This window comes from Nocardia anocheti, assembly GCF_029675105.1.
In the GTDB taxonomy this organism is placed as follows: Bacteria; Actinomycetota; Actinomycetes; order Mycobacteriales; family Mycobacteriaceae; genus Nocardia.
This window is the reverse complement of the sequence record NZ_JAQQFV010000002.1, coordinates 145,186-160,401: the sequence shown is the minus strand read 5'-3', so window position 1 is coordinate 160,401 and position 15,216 is coordinate 145,186. Positions and strand designations below refer to the sequence as shown.

Sequence of the window (15,216 nt, the reverse complement as noted above, 5' to 3'; positions counted from 1 at the left end):
CTCACTCCTCGAGGGAAAAATCAATGATCAACCGTAAGTACCTGGCGAAGGCAGCCGGTGTCGGGGCCGCGGCCACCGTGGCCGTCGGCCTGTTCTCCACGGGTGCGGCCAACGCCGACACCTTCGTTCCGCTGCCGGGCGGACACATCACCAAGGTCCTCTCCGACGGCACCGTCGTCGACATCAGCCTGGTCGGCGAGTCGGCCAACATCAGCCCGTCGATGGGCGCCACCCCGGTCCACCGCAACGCGTGGGTCTCGGGCAGCGCGCAGGTCACCGTCTCCGACGGCGGCTCGGGCAAGATCTTCCCCGGCTACACCGTGGGCTGCCAGGTCAACATCTCCGGCGGCGGTGTCTCCGGCGGTGGCGATCTGGGCAGCGACTGGGAGGGCAATGTCGACGCGGGCGTGAGCACCGGCGGTGAGCTCTCGCTCGGCCCCGGCCAGTCGTCCTCGTTCTACGTGCTCGACATCGAGAAGGCCGACGACTACGGCTCGGAGTCGCACGGCAAGTCGAACAAGTTCGCCGACGGCTCCGGCTCGGTGACCTGGTCCGACACCACCATCGGCCTGTCGGGCTGCGCCGGGTACGCCCAGGCGCGCGCGTTCGTCAGCGTCGAGGTGGAAACCGACAATGTGATCAGCTGGGTCACGCTGTGGGGTCAGCCTTTCAGCCTCGGCTGATTCGCCATATCCCGAACACATCACGGGCCGGTCGCGCGAGCGACCGGCCCGTTTGGCATTTCGCCGAATTCGCAAGGCGCTGGACATCGGCCGGTCGGCTCATTATGTTTGTGGCGGCTTTCAGCTTTCTCGATCCACCTCCCGGCAGAGCGCTCTGCTCTGTTGCCAGCGGTGATTGCCTTGTGGCACACCCCAGCTGGGACCGGGCGCACTACACAGATATCGGCCTCGATGGTCGAGGTCGAATTTTGCGTACACCTCGAGGGGAAGAATGAGCGAGAACCGCACCAACCGCGTGCGTCGCGGCGCCTGGGGCGCGAGCGCCGCAGTGGCCGTGACGATCGGCCTGTTGTCGGCCGGTGCTGCCAACGCGGATACCTTCGTGCCGTTGCCGGACGGCCAGAAGAACGGTCCAGGTGTCACCGTGAGCCGCACCGGCGAGCATGCCGTCATCTCCCCGTCGCTGGCCGCCAACGGCGCGGGCCGCGTGGTGTGGGTGTCGGGCAGCGCGCGCGCCGATGTGCAGGTCACTCCGGAGGGCGAGGTGGGTCCGTGGAACGGCCCGTCCAACCGATCCGGCTCCAACAATTCGTCCACCCACGGTGCGTCGCAGCTGAATACGGGCTACATCGTCGGATGCCAGGTGAGCATCGGTGACGAGGCGATCAGCGCGCAGGCCGCCGTCGGCGCCGACACCATGGACGGTCCGCTGGGTGAGGCCTCGATCGGCCTGAACCTCGGTCCCGGCGAGGTGAGTTTCGTCCAGATCAGCTCCAAGGACATCCTGAAGCCCGGTGTCTACTCGGTGGACTACCAGGACGCCGAGATCCAGATCCAGGGGTGCGCTGGCTATGCCCAGGCCCGGTCGTACACGGTCGTCGAGATCATCGGTGACCACTATTCGAAGACGACCCTGTACGGCGCGCCGTTCAGCATCGGCTGAGTTCGGCCGAGTCACGACATTCTCGCTAGCTCAACCGAATTCACCCTCGAGGGGTCAACTGTGAAGATCAATGTTGCAAGCCTGACGCGCGCGGTCGGTCTCACCGCCGCGGCGACCATGGCGCTGGGTCTGTTCTCCACCGGTGCGGCCGACGCCGACACCTTCGTCGCGCTGCCGGGCGGCCACATCACCAAGACCTTGTCCGACGGCACGGTCGTCGACATCAGCATGGTCGGGGAATCCGCGAACATCAATCCGTCGATGGGATCGACGCCCGCGCACCGCAATGCGTGGGTCTCGGGCAGTGCCCAGGTGACGGTGTCGGGTGAGGGCGGCGGGAAGATCTTCCCCGGCTACACCGTCGGCTGCCAGGTCAATATCGCGGGTGGCGGGCCCTCGGGCGAGGGCGGTTTCGACGCCGACAGCGCGGTCGGTCTGGGCGGCGGTTCGCTCACGCTGGGCCCCGGCCAGTCCAAGTCCTTCTACGTCCTCGATCTCGAGATGCCCGACGACTACGGCGACGAATCGCACAAGACCCGCAACGCCTTCCAGGGCGGGTCCGGCTCGGTGACCTGGGCCGACGAGACCATCGGCCTGTCCGGCTGCGGCGGTTACGCGCAGGCGCGCTCGTTCGTCAGCGTCGAGGTGGAGACCGATAACGTGATCAGCTGGGTCACGCTGTGGGGCCAGCCCTTCAGCCTCGGCTGATCGGCGATCCGATAGCCCGGGGCCCGGTCACCTCAGGTGACCGGGCCCCGGAAGTCTGTGGTGGCCAACCGGATTCAGTACGTGTGTTTGCCGTCGCCGGTGGCTTCGGTCTGCTCGCCCAGGAGGCTGTGCTTGCCGTTGGGCGCCGCGCCCCGGTCGGCGGCGAGCAGGTCGCGGATCTGGATGAGCAGTTCGTTCTCGGTGAGCTTCTCGTCGGCCTTGGAGAACCGCTTCTTGGCCATGGTGGCGGGCAGCACCAGCACGAAGTACAGGATGATCGCGATCATCAGGAAGTTGATGGCGGCGGTGACGATGGGACCGATCGCGATGAAGGTCGCTGGCTTGTCCGGATCGAGCTGGATTCCCCAGCCCGGCTCGTCGGTGCCGCCGAACATGGCCAGCAGCGGATTGATGATCCCGTCGGTGAACGCGGTGACGATCGCGACGAACGCCGTACCCAGGACCACCGCGGTAGCCAGGTCGACCACATTGCCGCGGAGTAGGAAATCCTTGAAACCTTTGAGCATTGCCGATGTCTCCTTCGTACCGGAGCCTGCCCAGGGCGCTGCGCTCCATTGTCGAATGATGCGAAACGGTCGTGCTGGTCTTTGCTTGATGCTAACGACAGTCGCGGCAAATTTCTCGCGAACTATTCGCGGGGCGGTCGGCCCCCCGCGGACCCGGTCTCAATGTAGGACGACGGTGAGCGCCGTCCGCAGCGACGCACCGGCCACCGCGGCCGCGTATTCCTGGGCCAGCGCGACCAGGACCACCCGTTCCGCCCCCGATCGACGCTCGCCGGTGGCGGTGACCAGCAGGACCGCGGCGTCGGTGGCCAGCGTGCGCGCCGGGCGGGCCGCGCCGGGTGCGCCCGCGTCCTCGACGCCGACCACATCGACCCGATCGCCCGCGCGCAACACTTCGGCCACCGCCGGATCGGCCAGCCGGATCGGCACGATCCTGGCCTCGGCGCTGCCCGCCGCGACCTCGGCCAGCCGAGGGCCGACCACGCGCAGATCGGTGAAGGGTTCGCCCGCGCGCATCGCCCCGGTGAGGGTGGCGCCGAGCAGGGGAGTGGTCTCGGTGAGCGCGCCGCTGGGCAGTGCGCGGGATTCGTGCTGGTCGACGCGCAGGTCCTCGGCCGTGAGCAGCCTGCCGGGCGCGAGATCGCGGGCGGCCACCACCAAGTCGTGCCGTTGGGCGCCCGGGTCGCCGCGTACGAACAGGGCCAGGGCCGTCACGGCCAGCAGGCCCGCGAGGACGCGGCGAACGAGTAGGGCATCGGCCCAGGCCGGACGGTTACCGAGGGCGAAGCGCCAGGCGCTACCGCGCCCCAGATCGGCAAGACTGCGAGTCATGCTCGAAGCCTAGGGAGCGGCGCGGGCGGTAGAGCCGCCGAAAGCCCCGCCTGTGGATAACTACGGGGCTGTGGACAACTGGTGAATCAGCTGGCAGCGGCGGGTGCGGAGCTGGTTCCGGCGCTCGAGGTGGTGGCCGAACCCGACGAACTGCCGTTGCCGTCCGAGGAGGTCTTGGCGGGCTCGCTCGCGGTGGACGCGCCGCCGCGGCTGTCGGTGCGGTAGAAACCGCTGCCCTTGAAGACGATGCCGACCGAGTTGAACAGCTTCCGCAGCTTCCCGGAGCACTGCGGGCATTCCGTCAGTGTGTCGTCGGAGAAGGACTGAACGATGTCGAAGCGGTTGTCACACTCGGTGCACGCGTACGAATAAGTTGGCACAGGATCCTCCGCAAGTCTCGTCGATCTAGCACTCTACCGCCGACACTGCCAACGTCGCGAATCGCCTTTTCATTCCGGGCGAACGGGAAGGTCATCGCCCAATTCGCGCAGCCCGCCGCGCGGTGTCAGCGCCCACCCCATCCGCCGGTCGTGCGCTTCCTCGGGCAGCCGGTCGACCAGTTCAGTATCGCGCACCACGGCGATGAGGCGAGTGCCCGCCCGCGCCGCGCCCAGCGTGCGGTCGTAGTAGCCCGCGCCGCGCCCGAGGCGCACGCCGCGCAGGTCGACCGCCAGCGCCGGGACCAGGATCGTCGTCGCCTCGGCCACGGTCTGCGGGGGCAGGGTCGGTGTCGTCGGTTCGAGCAGACCGAAGCGGGCCTTGCGCAGGGAGTCCGGGCCTTCGTAGCGCGCCCAGCTCAGCGGGCCGGGCTCGCCGGTGACCGGCAGCAACACCGTGGCGTCGCCCGCGCGCAGCGCGTCGAGCATGCGGAGATCGCCGGGTTCACCGCGGATCGGTACGTAGGCGCACACCACCTCGTCCGCCCCGGCCAGGGTGGGCGTCAGCGCGGCCAACGCGGTCGCCTCGGCGGCGTGTTCGGCGGCTCCGAGCTGGGCGCGATCGGCCAGTATCCGGGTCCGCCACGCATATTTGGTGCGCTCACCGGGCATCTCCACAGCGACCACCCTAAGCTCTTGCCGACGCCGGATCGTCGCGACGTCGGCGATCGGACGGCACAAGAATGGATAGGGTATGCGCATGACAGACAAGACCTCCGGATTCCGCACTGCGGTGGTCCCCGCGGCCGGGCTCGGAACGCGGTTTCTGCCTGCCACCAAGACGGTGCCCAAGGAATTGCTGCCGGTGGTCGACACCCCCGGCATCGAACTGGTCGCCGCCGAGGCCGCCGAATCCGGCGCCGACCGGCTGGTGATCGTGACCTCGCCCGGCAAGGACGGCGTGGTCGCGCACTTCGTCGAGGACCTGGTGCTGGAGAGCACGCTGGCCGAGCGCGGCAAGTTCGCGCTGCTGGAGAAGGTGCGCAAGGCGCCCGCGCTGCTCGACGTCACCTCGGTCGTGCAGGAGGAGCCGCTGGGGCTGGGCCACGCCGTCGCCCAGGCCGAGGCCGTGCTCGACGCCGACGAGGACGCCATCGCCGTGCTGCTGCCCGACGACCTGGTGCTCCCGTGCGGGGTGCTCGAGACGATGAGCCGGGTCCGGCGCGAGCGCGGCGGCTCGGTGCTGTGCGCCATCGACGTGCCCAAGGACCAGGTCAGCGCCTACGGCGTCTTCGACGTGGAGACCCTCGACGACGGCGCCGAGGCCGACGTGCTGCGCGTGCGCGGCATGGTCGAGAAACCCGCCCTGGCCGACGCCCCGTCGACCTTGGCCGCCGCCGGACGCTACCTGCTCGACCGCGTGATCTTCGACGCACTGCGCCGCATCGAACCCGGCGCGGGCGGAGAACTGCAGATCACCGATGCCATCGCGCTGCTGATCGCCGAGGGTCACCCGGTCCATGTGGTGGTCCACCGTGGGTCGCGCCACGATTTGGGCAACCCGGGCGGTTATCTTCGAGCTGCCGTCGATTTCGCCCTCGAGCGGGAGGAATACGGCCCACAGTTGCGCGAGTGGCTGAATTTCCGGCTGAGCCCGGAGTGGGACCCGAACAACACAGGAGCTTGATGCGCTCGGTTGAGGATCAGCTGATCAAGGTCACCGCGGCAGCGGTCGCGCCCCGGCCGGTCCGGGTGGCGATTTCCGAGGCCCAGGGACTGCTGTGCGCGGAGGACGTCATCACCGAACGTCCGCTGCCCGGCTTCGATCAGGCCGCTGTGGACGGTTACGCCGTGCGCAGCGTCGATGTCACCGCCGCGGGCACCGATGTCCGCGACGAAGAGGGCGAGATCATCGACCTCACCCTGCCGGTGGTCGGCGAGGTGGTGGCCGGTTCGCGCCAGCCCATCCGGTTGCAGCCGCGCCAGACCGTGCGCGTCGACACCGGAGCCCCGCTGCCGACCCTGGCCGACGCGGTGCTGCCGGTGGACTTCACCGACGGCGGTCGCGCGCGGATCAAGGTCTTCGAGCCGGTCCGCTCGGGCGACTACGTGCGCCGCGTCGGTGACGACGTGCAGCCCGGTGACGTCGCCGTGCGCGCGGGCACCATCATCGGCGCCGCCCAGGTGGGCCTCCTGGCCGCCGTCGGCCAGGACAAGGTGCTCGTGCATCCGCGTCCGCGCCTGTCGGTGATCTCGATCGGCGGCGAGCTGATCGATATCGACCGCACCCCCGGCCCCGGCCAGGTCTACGACGTGAACTCCTACGCGCTGGCCGCCGCCGCGCGCGACGCGGGCGCGGATGTGAACCGCGTCGGCATCGTCAGCGCCGACCCGCGCCGCCTGCGCGATGTGGTCGAGGGCCAGCTGGTGCGTTCGGAGGTCGTGGTGATCGCGGGCGCGGTCGGCGGCTGGGCCTCCGAGCAGGTGCGCGAGGCGCTCGACGGGCTCGGTGAACTCGAGGTCGACCGGGTGGCCATGCATCCCGGCTCGGTGCAGGGCTTCGGACGACTGGGCCGCGACGAGGTGCCCACCTTCCTGCTGCCGTCGAATCCGGTGAGCGCGCTGGTGGTGTTCGAGGTGATGGTGCGTCCGCTCATCCGGATCGCGCTGGGCCGCCGTCAGCCGATGCGTCGGATCGTCAACGCGCGCACCATCACTCCGGTGTCCTCGATGCCCGGACGCAAGGGCTATCTGCGCGCGCAACTGCTGCGCGACGAGGCCACCGGCGACTACCTGGTGCAGCCGCTGGGTAACGGCAACAGTGGGTCCTCGCACCTGCTGGCCACCCTCGCCGAGGCCAACAGCCTGATCGTGGTGGAACCCGACGACACCGATTTCCGCACCGGTGACGAGGTGCGGGTCGCGTTCCTGGCGCAGCGCGGCTGAAACGTGGAGTCGATGAACGTGTTCCGGGCAGGTCAGCATCCCGGATGGCCCGCCCGGCTCGGCCCGCTGATCGTGGCCGGTGGCCAGGTGACCTTGCGCCCCGTGCGTTTTCGCGACGCCGCGGCCTGGAGTCGCATCCGGCTGCGCGACCGCGACCACCTCGAGCGCTGGGAACCGACCGGGCGCGGCAGCTGGGAGGCGCGTAACCACGCGTCGAACTGGCCCTCGCTGTGGACGAGTCTGAAGGCCGAGGCCCGCCGGGGCGCGATGATCCCACTGGTCATCGAGGTCGACGGGCAGTTCAGCGGGCAGCTGACGATCGGCAATATCGTGCGCGGCGCGCTGCGTTCGGCCTGGATCGGCTACTGGGTGGCCAAGGATCTGGGCGGTCAGGGTGTGGCCACGGCCGCGCTGGCGCTGGGTCTGGACCACTGCTTCGGGCCGGTCGGCCTGCATCGCGTGGAGGCGACGGTGCGGCCGGAGAACCTGGCCAGCCAGGCGGTCCTGCGCAATGTCGGCTTCCGCGAGGAGGGGTTGCTGCGGCGCTACCTCGATGTCGACGGCGCCTGGCGCGATCACATGCTGGTCGGTCTCACAGTCGAAGAGGTCATGGGGACGGTGTCGGACCGCCTGGTCAGGGAGGGTCGAGCGGCGCTGCCGTGAAATTTCTGTTACTCATGTGGCAGGTGTGCACGGCGCGCCTGCCACACGGGCGCGTGCGCCCGAATTAACCTACGGACGTCGGTGGTGCGTCCACAGAAGGACAACACGCAGGCGGGGACGGGAGGTGATGACCGCGATGCCGAATTCGATCCTGTGGATCGGACTGGTCGTGCTGTGGGTCTTCGTCCTGTTCCCGATCATGGCGGACCGGCATCCCCGGATCCGCCGCACCACCGATGCCGCGCTCGCCACCCGTGTGCTGCACCGTGGCGGGGCCGAACGGCGGATCCGCATCGGGGCAGCGGGCGATCACGAGACCGATCCCGACTACCGCCCCCGTGTGCTGAGCAAGCGCCCCCACCGAACTGATTCGGAGGATCGGATGACGACCGATGAGCCCGTCACCGAAGACGACGACGAAAAGACCACCGCGGTAGCCGAACTCGAAGCGGCCGCGCCGGGCCCCGACACCGACTCCGCCGAACGACCCGACGAGACAGCCGATCTCGCCGATCCCGACACCGAAGACGATGCGCCCGAACAGGTCTCGGCCGCCGCCGAGGACGACGCGTCGATGTCGGCCCGCATCCCCCCGGCCCCGCCCGCCCGGCTCGAGGACGTCGAGCCCGTCGAGGAATCCGGCGCCGCCCTCGACGAGGACGACGACTTCGTCCCCTCCCGGCGTGGCCGCGGCGGCTACGACCCCGAGGCCGACGCCATCGCGCGCGCCGCCCGCTACAGCTTCCGGCAGCGCGCCGTGCTCGGCCTGATCATCGCCGTCATCCTGTTCGCCGCCTTCGGGCTGCTGCTGAACTCGATGTTCTGGTGGGCCTGCGGCCTGTCGGCGGCCGTGCTCACCGGCTACCTGGCCTACCTGCGCAAGCAGGTGCACGTGGAGGAGGAGATCCGGCGTCGGCGCGCGGCCCGCCTCACCCGTGGCAAGCGGCGCGAGGACGCCGAGGTCACCCCCGAGGCCGCGACCACGCGGCGCACCATGGACCGCGACACCGCGCGCGCCCTGCGCCGCCGCTCCACCCTGCTCGACACCGACGACGAGGACCCGATGTTCGAGTACCTCGAAGCCTTCGATCCGGCCACGTCTCGCGCGCTCCGCCACCGGGTCGAAGACCTCGGTCGCGCGGTCGGCGAGTAACTGGTGAATCTCCGCAGAACAGCAGGTCAGAGTACCGATTCGGTATCCGGGCGCAACGCCTGATACAGTGTCACAGCGCGGTTCGCCAGAGCCGCACGGGGCTATAGCGCAGTTGGTAGCGCGTCTCGTTCGCATCGAGAAGGTCAGGGGTTCGATTCCCCTTAGCTCCACAAAAAGAAGGGCCCGGTCATCGACCGGGCCCTTCTTCGTCGTCGGGGGACGGGGTGGATCGAAAGGGGTAGTGGCGCGGTCGATCGGATGATTTCCCCACCTCGGGCGCGTGGCTAGGTTGGAATGGTGGCCGGAGTTGGCCGACATCACCATGATTCGAGAAATCAAGGAGCATTGGCATGAAGACCGTCATCGTGTGCAAGTCGGTATCCCATGGCAATACCAGGAAGGTCGCCGAGGTGATCGGGGAGGTGCTCGGGGCCCGGATCGTCGATCCCGACGAGATCGACGCCGCCGAGCTGGCCACCTACGACCTGGTCGGCTTCGGCTCGGGGGTGCGCAACATGGACTTCTACCCGGAGCTGCGCAAGTTCGTCCGTGAGCTGCCGGAGGGTCAGCGGGGTCGGGCCTTCGTCCTGCACACCAGCGGCTTTCCCGAGCCGGGTTTCCGTCGCTACCAGCGCAACTTCGTCGCGCTGCTGGAGAAGAAGGGCTTCCGGGTCATCGACTCGTTCTCCTGCTACGGCTACGACACCTACCTGCCGTTCCTGATCGTCGGCGGCGTGCGCAAGGGCCGTCCCAACGCCGACGACCTCGCCGCCGCCCGGACCTTTGCCGAGGGACTGCGCACCCGCATCGCCGCCAATTCATGAGCGGCACGCCCGCGCCGCGCCCCTCGTACTACGACTCGCCGGTTCTGCCGAAGATCATGAAGTACATGGGGCTGGCGCACGTGTGGCTCTATCGCGGCACCGGCGGGCGGCTGGGCCGGACGTACCGGGTCGGCGCGGCCGGGCGCAATCCGGCGCCGGTGCTGCTGCTCGAACACCGGGGTCGCAAGTCGGGGGAGATCTACACCGCGCCGCTGGGGTACGTCGAGTACGGGGCCGATCTGGTGGTCGCCGCGTCGCAGGGTGGGCTGTCGCGGCATCCGCAGTGGTATCTCAACCTGCTCGCCGACCCCGACACCCATATCCGGGTCGGGCGCAGGCGGCTGGCCGTGCGCGCGGTCGTGGCCGACGCGGCGCAGCGCGAGAAGCTGCGACCCCGCGTCTCGCACCAGTTCGTGAACTTCGACAACTACGAGTCGTGGGCGGGTGACCGGGAGATCCCGTTCGTCATCCTGCGCGCCCGGTCCTGACGGAACCCGGGCGGAAACGACGAAACCCCCGGACGCGGCGGGCGACCGGGGGTTTCGAGGGGCGGATCAGTTCTTGACGAGTTCCGGGGTCTCCGGTTCGTCGGCGGCGGGGTGGGCGCCGTGCGGGTTGGCGGAGCGGTTGGGGAGCAGGACCGCCATCGCGATGACGATCAGCGCCAGCACCGCCGAGACCAGGAAGGCCAGCCGCATGCCGTCCAGGGTGGCGGTGGCCGGGTCGGTGCCCTCGGCCATCAGCGAGGTGCTGCGCGAGGACATCACCGTCACCACCAGGGCGGTACCGAAGGCCGCGGCCACCTGCTGCAGGGTGCCCAGCATCGAGCTGCCGTGCGAGTACAGGTTCATCGGCAGCGCGCCCAGACCCAGGGTGAACACCGGGGTGAAGGCACCGGCCAGCGAGACCATCAGCAGGATGTGCAGGCCCAGCAGCTGCCAGTACGGCATGGTCAGCGAGATCTGGGTGAACCCGGCCAGCGAGACAGCGATGCCGATGGCACCGGGGATCACCAGCGCGCGGCCGCCGAACTTGTCGAACAGCTTGCCGACGGTGGGGCCGAGCAGACCCATCGCCAGACCACCCGGCATCACCAGCAGACCGGTCTCCAGCGGGGACAGGCCACGCAGGTTCTGCAGGTAGAGCGGCAGCAGGATCATCGAGCCCATCATGGCCAGGAACGCGACGGCCATGAGCACCAGCGCCTTGGCGTAGGTGCCGATCAGCAGCACGCGCAGATCCAGCAGCGGGGTGCCGCCGCGCTGCAGGCTCGCCTGACGCAGCGCGAACGCGGCGATCAGCGCGATACCGGCGGCCACGATCAGCGCCGGGGTCGTGTAGCCGTCGCTGTGGAACTTGCTCAGACCGAACACCAGACCACCGAAGCCGAGCGCGGCCAGGGCGACGCTGGGCAGGTCGAGCACACCGGGCTGCGGTTCACCGACGTTCTGCAGCTGACGCAGACCCAGCCAGGTGACCACACCGGCGATCGGCAGCATGACCACGAACAGCAGCCGCCACGAGTCGATCCCCGGGACGTGCAGCTGCAGGATCAGGCCGGAGATGACCGGACCCATGGCGGGCGCGACGGAGATGGCCAGCGTGACGTTGCCCATCACCCGGCCGCGGTCCTGTTCGGCGACCACGGTCATCAGGGTGGTCATGAGCAGGGGCATCATCACCGCGGTGCCGCCCGCCTGGATGATCCGGCCGATCAGCAGCACCGCGAAGGTCGGCGCGAGCGCCGAGAGCACGGTGCCGGTGATGAACACGCCCATCGCGGCCGCGTAGGCCTGGCGGGTGGTGACGCGCTGCAGGAACCAGCCGGTGGTCGGGATGATGGCGGCCATCGTGAGCATGAACGCGGTGGAGACCCACTGCGCGGCGACCTCGGTGACGTGCAGATCGCTCATCAACCGGGGGATCGCGTTGATCATGATGGTCTCGTTGAGGATCACGACGAACGTCGCGAGCACCAGTACCCGGATGACGGTCGGTGTCCGCCCCGTGGACACAGGTGCGGATGGATCGGCTGACATCGGGGTATACCTCCGGGGAAATGGGGGAACGGCGGGCGGCGGCCCGATGCCGGGTCGTCGCGAACGCGACCGGCACCACAGGAATAGAGACGGTGTCGCACGGACCAACTCATCGGGCGCGGGCCAGTATTCCGCCTGCCACCGACACGAATCACCTGGTTTTCGCCGTAGTCGGCGCTACGGCGCACGGGGTATCGCCAGGTCGTCGCGGTATCGCGCGGTCCGCGACGGCGCAAAGTGAGCCTGGTCACCCCCGTTCTCGGATGACGATTCCGCTGGGACGCGTGTGACGGAGTGTGTCGGGTGAGGCCACGGGGTATACCGGATCAGTGACTACATCGAGACGATGGCTTGCTGTGGTGTGTTCGATCGTCGCCTCGCTGGGACTGGCTGTCTCCGGCGCGCAGGCCGATCCGGGGGCGTATGTGGCGGGGGAGGCGCCGCTGGGTGGCCGAGCCGCCCAGCTCGACGTGTACTCCCCGGCGATGGGCAAGGTGATCCAGAACCGCGTGCTCGAGGCCGCCGGTCCGGGCGCGCCCACGCTGTACCTGCTCACCGGCGCGGGCGGCGGCGCCGACGGCATCTCCTGGTGGGACAACACCGATGTGCGGCGGTTCTTCGAGGACAAGTTCGTGAACGTGGTGATGCCGGTGGGCGGTGCGTTCACGCTCTACACCGACTGGGTCTCCGACGACCCCGGCGTCGGCCGGGTGCGCTGGGAGACCTATCTGACCGAGGAACTGCCCGGCGTCATCGACAGCACGCTCGGGGCGAGCGGGCGCAACGCGATCGCGGGCGTGTCGATGAGCGCGTCCTCGGCGCTGGACCTGACCATCCGCAGCTCCCGGTTCTCGGCGGTCGCGGCCCTGAGCGGGTGCCCGTGGGCGGCCGACCCGGCGGGCATCGCCATGGCCAGCGCCCAGGCGGTTCGCGGTGGCGGGAACCCGGGGAACATGTGGGGCGTGCCGGGCGGTCCGGGGTGGCGGGAGCACGACGTGTTCGCCAACGCGGGCCGGTTGGCGGGCAAGACGGTGTTCCTGGCCGCGGCCACCGGCCTGCCGGGCGCCAGCGATCGCGGCCTGCCCTTCCCGCCGCTGGAGACCATCGCGGGTGCCTGCACGGCCGCCTTCGCCGGTCGGCTCGCCCAGCTGGGCATCCCGGCCACGCACGTGCACCGTCCGACCGGCTCGCACACCTGGGGCCAGTTCGAGACCGACCTGCACGAGGCCTGGCCGCACCTGGCCGCCGCCATCAGTTGAGCAGTTCGGGCGCCGGGAGGGTGGGGCTCGCCGGGGTCCCGGCGCCGAGCGTGCGGCGATACCACCACTGCGTCGCGGCGAGCCCGAGCAGGGCGAGCAGCGCGCAGGTCAGGCTGACCGGGAGACCGGGTGGCCGCCAGGTCAGCGTGAGGGTGGCGTTGTGGGTGCCGGGCGGGATGTCGACCGCGAGGAAGGTGTCGGCGACCGCGCGGGTGGGCAGTTCGCGCCCGCTGAGCGTGGCGGTGTAACCGGGCCAGGCCAGGCGGGAGAAGACGATCCGGCCACCGGTCCCCGACGAGACGGTGGTGCTGTTGGTCAGGCCTCCCTCGGGCATGACGGCGGCCTTCACCCCTGACTCGTGGGCGATGAGGTCACCCGGATGGGGCAGCGGCTCGGTGCGTTCGAGGACCCAGACGCGGTTCTCGTGCCCGGGATAGGTGACGAACTTCCAACCCGTGGGCGCGGGTTGAGTGCCTGCGTCGGGATACTGCGATCGTTGCAGGACAACGCGATCCAGCATCATCAGATCGACGATCCGGGTGTCCGAGGACGGTTCGACGGCGAAGGCCCGCCGATACGCGTCCGGGCAGGTGCCGCCGTCCCAGGCCATGCACAGCAGTCCGGCGAAGGCCGCGTGCCCGACAGGGGTGTAGCCGTTGACGTATTTCAGCCCGAGATTCTTGGCGTAACTGCCCAGCGCGATCGAGCCGTAGGCGCCGGACAGGGTACGGTCCTCGGCGCGCACCATGACCCGATCGGCCAATTGCAGTGTGCGGCCGCCGAAGTCGGGGAACGCGGCGGCCATCTCGGAGCGGCGCTCGGGGAAGTTGTAGGACATGGGCGTCGGCGGGGCGATCGCCACCTGGGTGTAGGCGATCGGGAACGTCGCCAGGATGGTCAGCGTGGCCGCCGCGGTGACGCCCCGATGTCGCGCCAGCCAGACCACGCAGGCTCCCAGTGCGGCGACGACCGCCACCGCGAGCACATGCCGCTCGACGAGTTTCGGTGCGGCGGAGAACGATCGCAGGAACAGCAGCGCGATCAGCGCCCCGGCCGCGGTGACCCGGCGCGACCCGCCGAACACCCCGTACCGGCTGACCAGCACGCACACCAGCACCAGCAGCGCGATCGCCAGCATCGGCAGCACCCGCGCTGGCCAACGCAGCGGACCGATCGCGCCGGGCCCGGCGGTCCACATCAGCGCCGCCATCGCGAACAGCGCGATGCCGCTCCACTCGGCGGCGGCCTTGGCCGCGGCACGCCAGTCGACGAAGGCCAGCGCCGGGATCAGGAACCAGGCGATGTAGACCATCGGCAGCGGCTGCACGTGCCCCCACCACGCGGTGAACGCCGGAACCGTGCTGGGCAGTGAGGCATTCAGCGATTCCGACCACGGCACCGTCAGGAACGGATCGTTGTAGATCGAGGAGACATCACCGCGCCAGGTGACCTGCGAGGACAGCAGGATCGGCAGATTGGCGACCATCGACGCGAGCACCGCCAGCAGCGCCACCCCGAGCAGTCGCAGCACCGGCGCCCACTGCCGCCGGTAGAGGTACTCACCGGCGGCGACCGCCGCGATCATCAGCCCGGACTCCACTGCGGGGAAGGCATATTGGATGGTCAGCGCCAGATACAGGAACACGAACAGCGGGATCGGCCCGGCCTTGCCGCGCGCGTAGAGCACCGCGGAGGCCCAGGCGTGCACCAGCCACGCGGTGCCGGTGTGTGAGGTGAACCAGCTGGCCTCGTCGAAGAACAGGAACCACCCGCTGAACGGGAACGCCACCCCGGCCACCGCCGCCCAGGGCGCGCGGGCGCCGTAGGCCAGACAGATCCGGAACACCCCGAGCGCCGCGATCACCGAGAACACCAGCTTCACGGCCGTCGCGTACAGCGCCAGGTTGTCGAAGGAGGGCGCCAGCAGGTAGACCAGCAGCTGCGGCGGGTTGTAGAGCGCGGCTTCCTCGAGGCTGTAGTTGCCCGCCATCCACTCCCACGGCACCATCGCCGGGAAGCGGCCCGCGCGCAGTTCGGCACCGAGCAGCTGCCACATCGGCGCGTACTGGGCCTCGGTGTCGTCGGTGTAGAAGTGTCGCGGATTCGCCAGCAGCACAGCGGTATACCCGGCCAGCACGGCACCGGCGACACCGGCCGCCCACGACATGACGTGTTTTCGCGGTGCGAGTGCCGCGCGTATCCCCACGAGCGCGGGAGCTTAGGCCATCGAAGTGAATCGGACAATGCCTCGCGTGGTGATGGA

At 69.5% G+C, this 15,216-nt stretch carries 16 protein-coding genes and 1 tRNA gene; 11 read left to right on the top strand and 6 right to left on the bottom strand.

What is annotated here, in order from left to right; genetic code table 11:
• The first annotated feature begins 23 nt into the window (after positions 1 to 23).
• The 3 genes from QC180_RS04760 (at position 24) to QC180_RS04750 (ending at position 2,334) form a co-directional block, all read left to right on the top strand.
• Complete coding sequence (locus QC180_RS04760) at positions 24 to 683, top strand: MspA family porin (RefSeq protein WP_278261358.1); 660 nt, start codon at positions 24 to 26, stop codon at positions 681 to 683.
• A gap of 271 nt (positions 684 to 954) precedes the next feature.
• Complete coding sequence (locus QC180_RS04755; protein WP_278261357.1) at positions 955 to 1,626, top strand: MspA family porin; 672 nt, start codon at positions 955 to 957, stop codon at positions 1,624 to 1,626.
• Between the two features lie 117 nt (positions 1,627 to 1,743).
• On the top strand, positions 1,744 to 2,334 hold the full coding sequence (locus QC180_RS04750; RefSeq protein WP_278261889.1) for an MspA family porin: 591 nt from the start codon (positions 1,744 to 1,746) through the stop codon (positions 2,332 to 2,334).
• 74 nt (positions 2,335 to 2,408) lie between these two features.
• On the opposite strand, the gene mscL is transcribed toward QC180_RS04750, so the two are convergent.
• From mscL to QC180_RS04730, 4 genes are all read right to left on the bottom strand, one after another.
• Entirely contained in the window at positions 2,409 to 2,861 is a 453-nt protein-coding gene (gene mscL / locus QC180_RS04745) for a large conductance mechanosensitive channel protein MscL (RefSeq protein ID WP_278261356.1), read from the bottom strand.
• Positions 2,862 to 3,020: 159 nt separating this feature from the next.
• Entirely contained in the window at positions 3,021 to 3,692 is a 672-nt protein-coding gene (locus QC180_RS04740) for an SAF domain-containing protein (RefSeq protein ID WP_278261355.1), read from the bottom strand.
• A gap of 86 nt (positions 3,693 to 3,778) precedes the next feature.
• Complete coding sequence (locus tag QC180_RS04735) at positions 3,779 to 4,072, bottom strand: FmdB family zinc ribbon protein (protein WP_278261354.1); 294 nt, start codon at positions 4,070 to 4,072, stop codon at positions 3,779 to 3,781.
• A gap of 69 nt (positions 4,073 to 4,141) precedes the next feature.
• Positions 4,142 to 4,741, bottom strand: coding sequence for a 5-formyltetrahydrofolate cyclo-ligase (locus QC180_RS04730; RefSeq protein ID WP_278261888.1), 600 nt, complete (start codon positions 4,739 to 4,741; stop codon positions 4,142 to 4,144).
• A gap of 88 nt (positions 4,742 to 4,829) precedes the next feature.
• On the opposite strand from QC180_RS04730, the gene QC180_RS04725 reads away from it, so the two are divergent.
• The 7 genes from QC180_RS04725 (at position 4,830) to QC180_RS04695 (ending at position 10,143) form a co-directional block, all read left to right on the top strand.
• Entirely contained in the window at positions 4,830 to 5,756 is a 927-nt protein-coding gene (locus QC180_RS04725; RefSeq protein ID WP_278261353.1) for a UTP--glucose-1-phosphate uridylyltransferase, read from the top strand.
• On the top strand, positions 5,756 to 7,015 hold the full coding sequence (gene glp / locus QC180_RS04720) for a molybdotransferase-like divisome protein Glp (protein ID WP_278261352.1): 1,260 nt from the start codon (positions 5,756 to 5,758) through the stop codon (positions 7,013 to 7,015). The genes QC180_RS04725 and glp overlap by 1 nt, the downstream gene beginning before the upstream one ends.
• Before the next feature lie 12 nt (positions 7,016 to 7,027).
• Entirely contained in the window at positions 7,028 to 7,678 is a 651-nt protein-coding gene (locus tag QC180_RS04715) for a GNAT family N-acetyltransferase (protein WP_278261351.1), read from the top strand.
• A gap of 136 nt (positions 7,679 to 7,814) precedes the next feature.
• Entirely contained in the window at positions 7,815 to 8,831 is a 1,017-nt protein-coding gene (sepX, locus tag QC180_RS04710; protein ID WP_278261350.1) for a divisome protein SepX/GlpR, read from the top strand.
• Positions 8,832 to 8,928: 97 nt separating this feature from the next.
• Positions 8,929 to 9,001 (top strand) — tRNA-Ala (locus tag QC180_RS04705).
• Between the two features lie 180 nt (positions 9,002 to 9,181).
• Positions 9,182 to 9,655 carry a flavodoxin family protein gene (locus QC180_RS04700; protein WP_278261349.1) on the top strand — a complete coding sequence of 158 codons (474 nt, stop codon included), beginning with the start codon at positions 9,182 to 9,184 and terminating at the stop codon, positions 9,653 to 9,655.
• Positions 9,652 to 10,143 (top strand): nitroreductase/quinone reductase family protein, encoded by a 492-nt coding sequence (locus QC180_RS04695; protein WP_278261348.1) that lies wholly within the window; start codon positions 9,652 to 9,654, stop codon positions 10,141 to 10,143. The genes QC180_RS04700 and QC180_RS04695 overlap by 4 nt, the downstream gene beginning before the upstream one ends.
• Before the next feature lie 66 nt (positions 10,144 to 10,209).
• On the opposite strand, the gene QC180_RS04690 is transcribed toward QC180_RS04695, so the two are convergent.
• Complete coding sequence (locus QC180_RS04690; protein ID WP_278261347.1) at positions 10,210 to 11,694, bottom strand: MDR family MFS transporter; 1,485 nt, start codon at positions 11,692 to 11,694, stop codon at positions 10,210 to 10,212.
• Between the two features lie 356 nt (positions 11,695 to 12,050).
• Here QC180_RS04690 and QC180_RS04685 point away from each other — a divergent pair, with 356 nt between their 5' ends.
• A complete protein-coding gene (locus tag QC180_RS04685) occupies positions 12,051 to 12,953 on the top strand; it encodes an alpha/beta hydrolase (RefSeq protein WP_278261346.1) in 903 nt (300 codons plus the stop codon).
• On the opposite strand, the gene QC180_RS04680 is transcribed toward QC180_RS04685, so the two are convergent.
• Positions 12,946 to 15,120: a hypothetical protein gene (locus QC180_RS04680; RefSeq protein ID WP_278261345.1), complete on the bottom strand. Its 2,175-nt coding sequence runs from the start codon at positions 15,118 to 15,120 to the stop codon at positions 12,946 to 12,948. The two genes, QC180_RS04685 and QC180_RS04680, sit on opposite strands and share 8 nt — an antisense overlap.
• Positions 15,121 to 15,216: the final 96 nt, after the last annotated feature.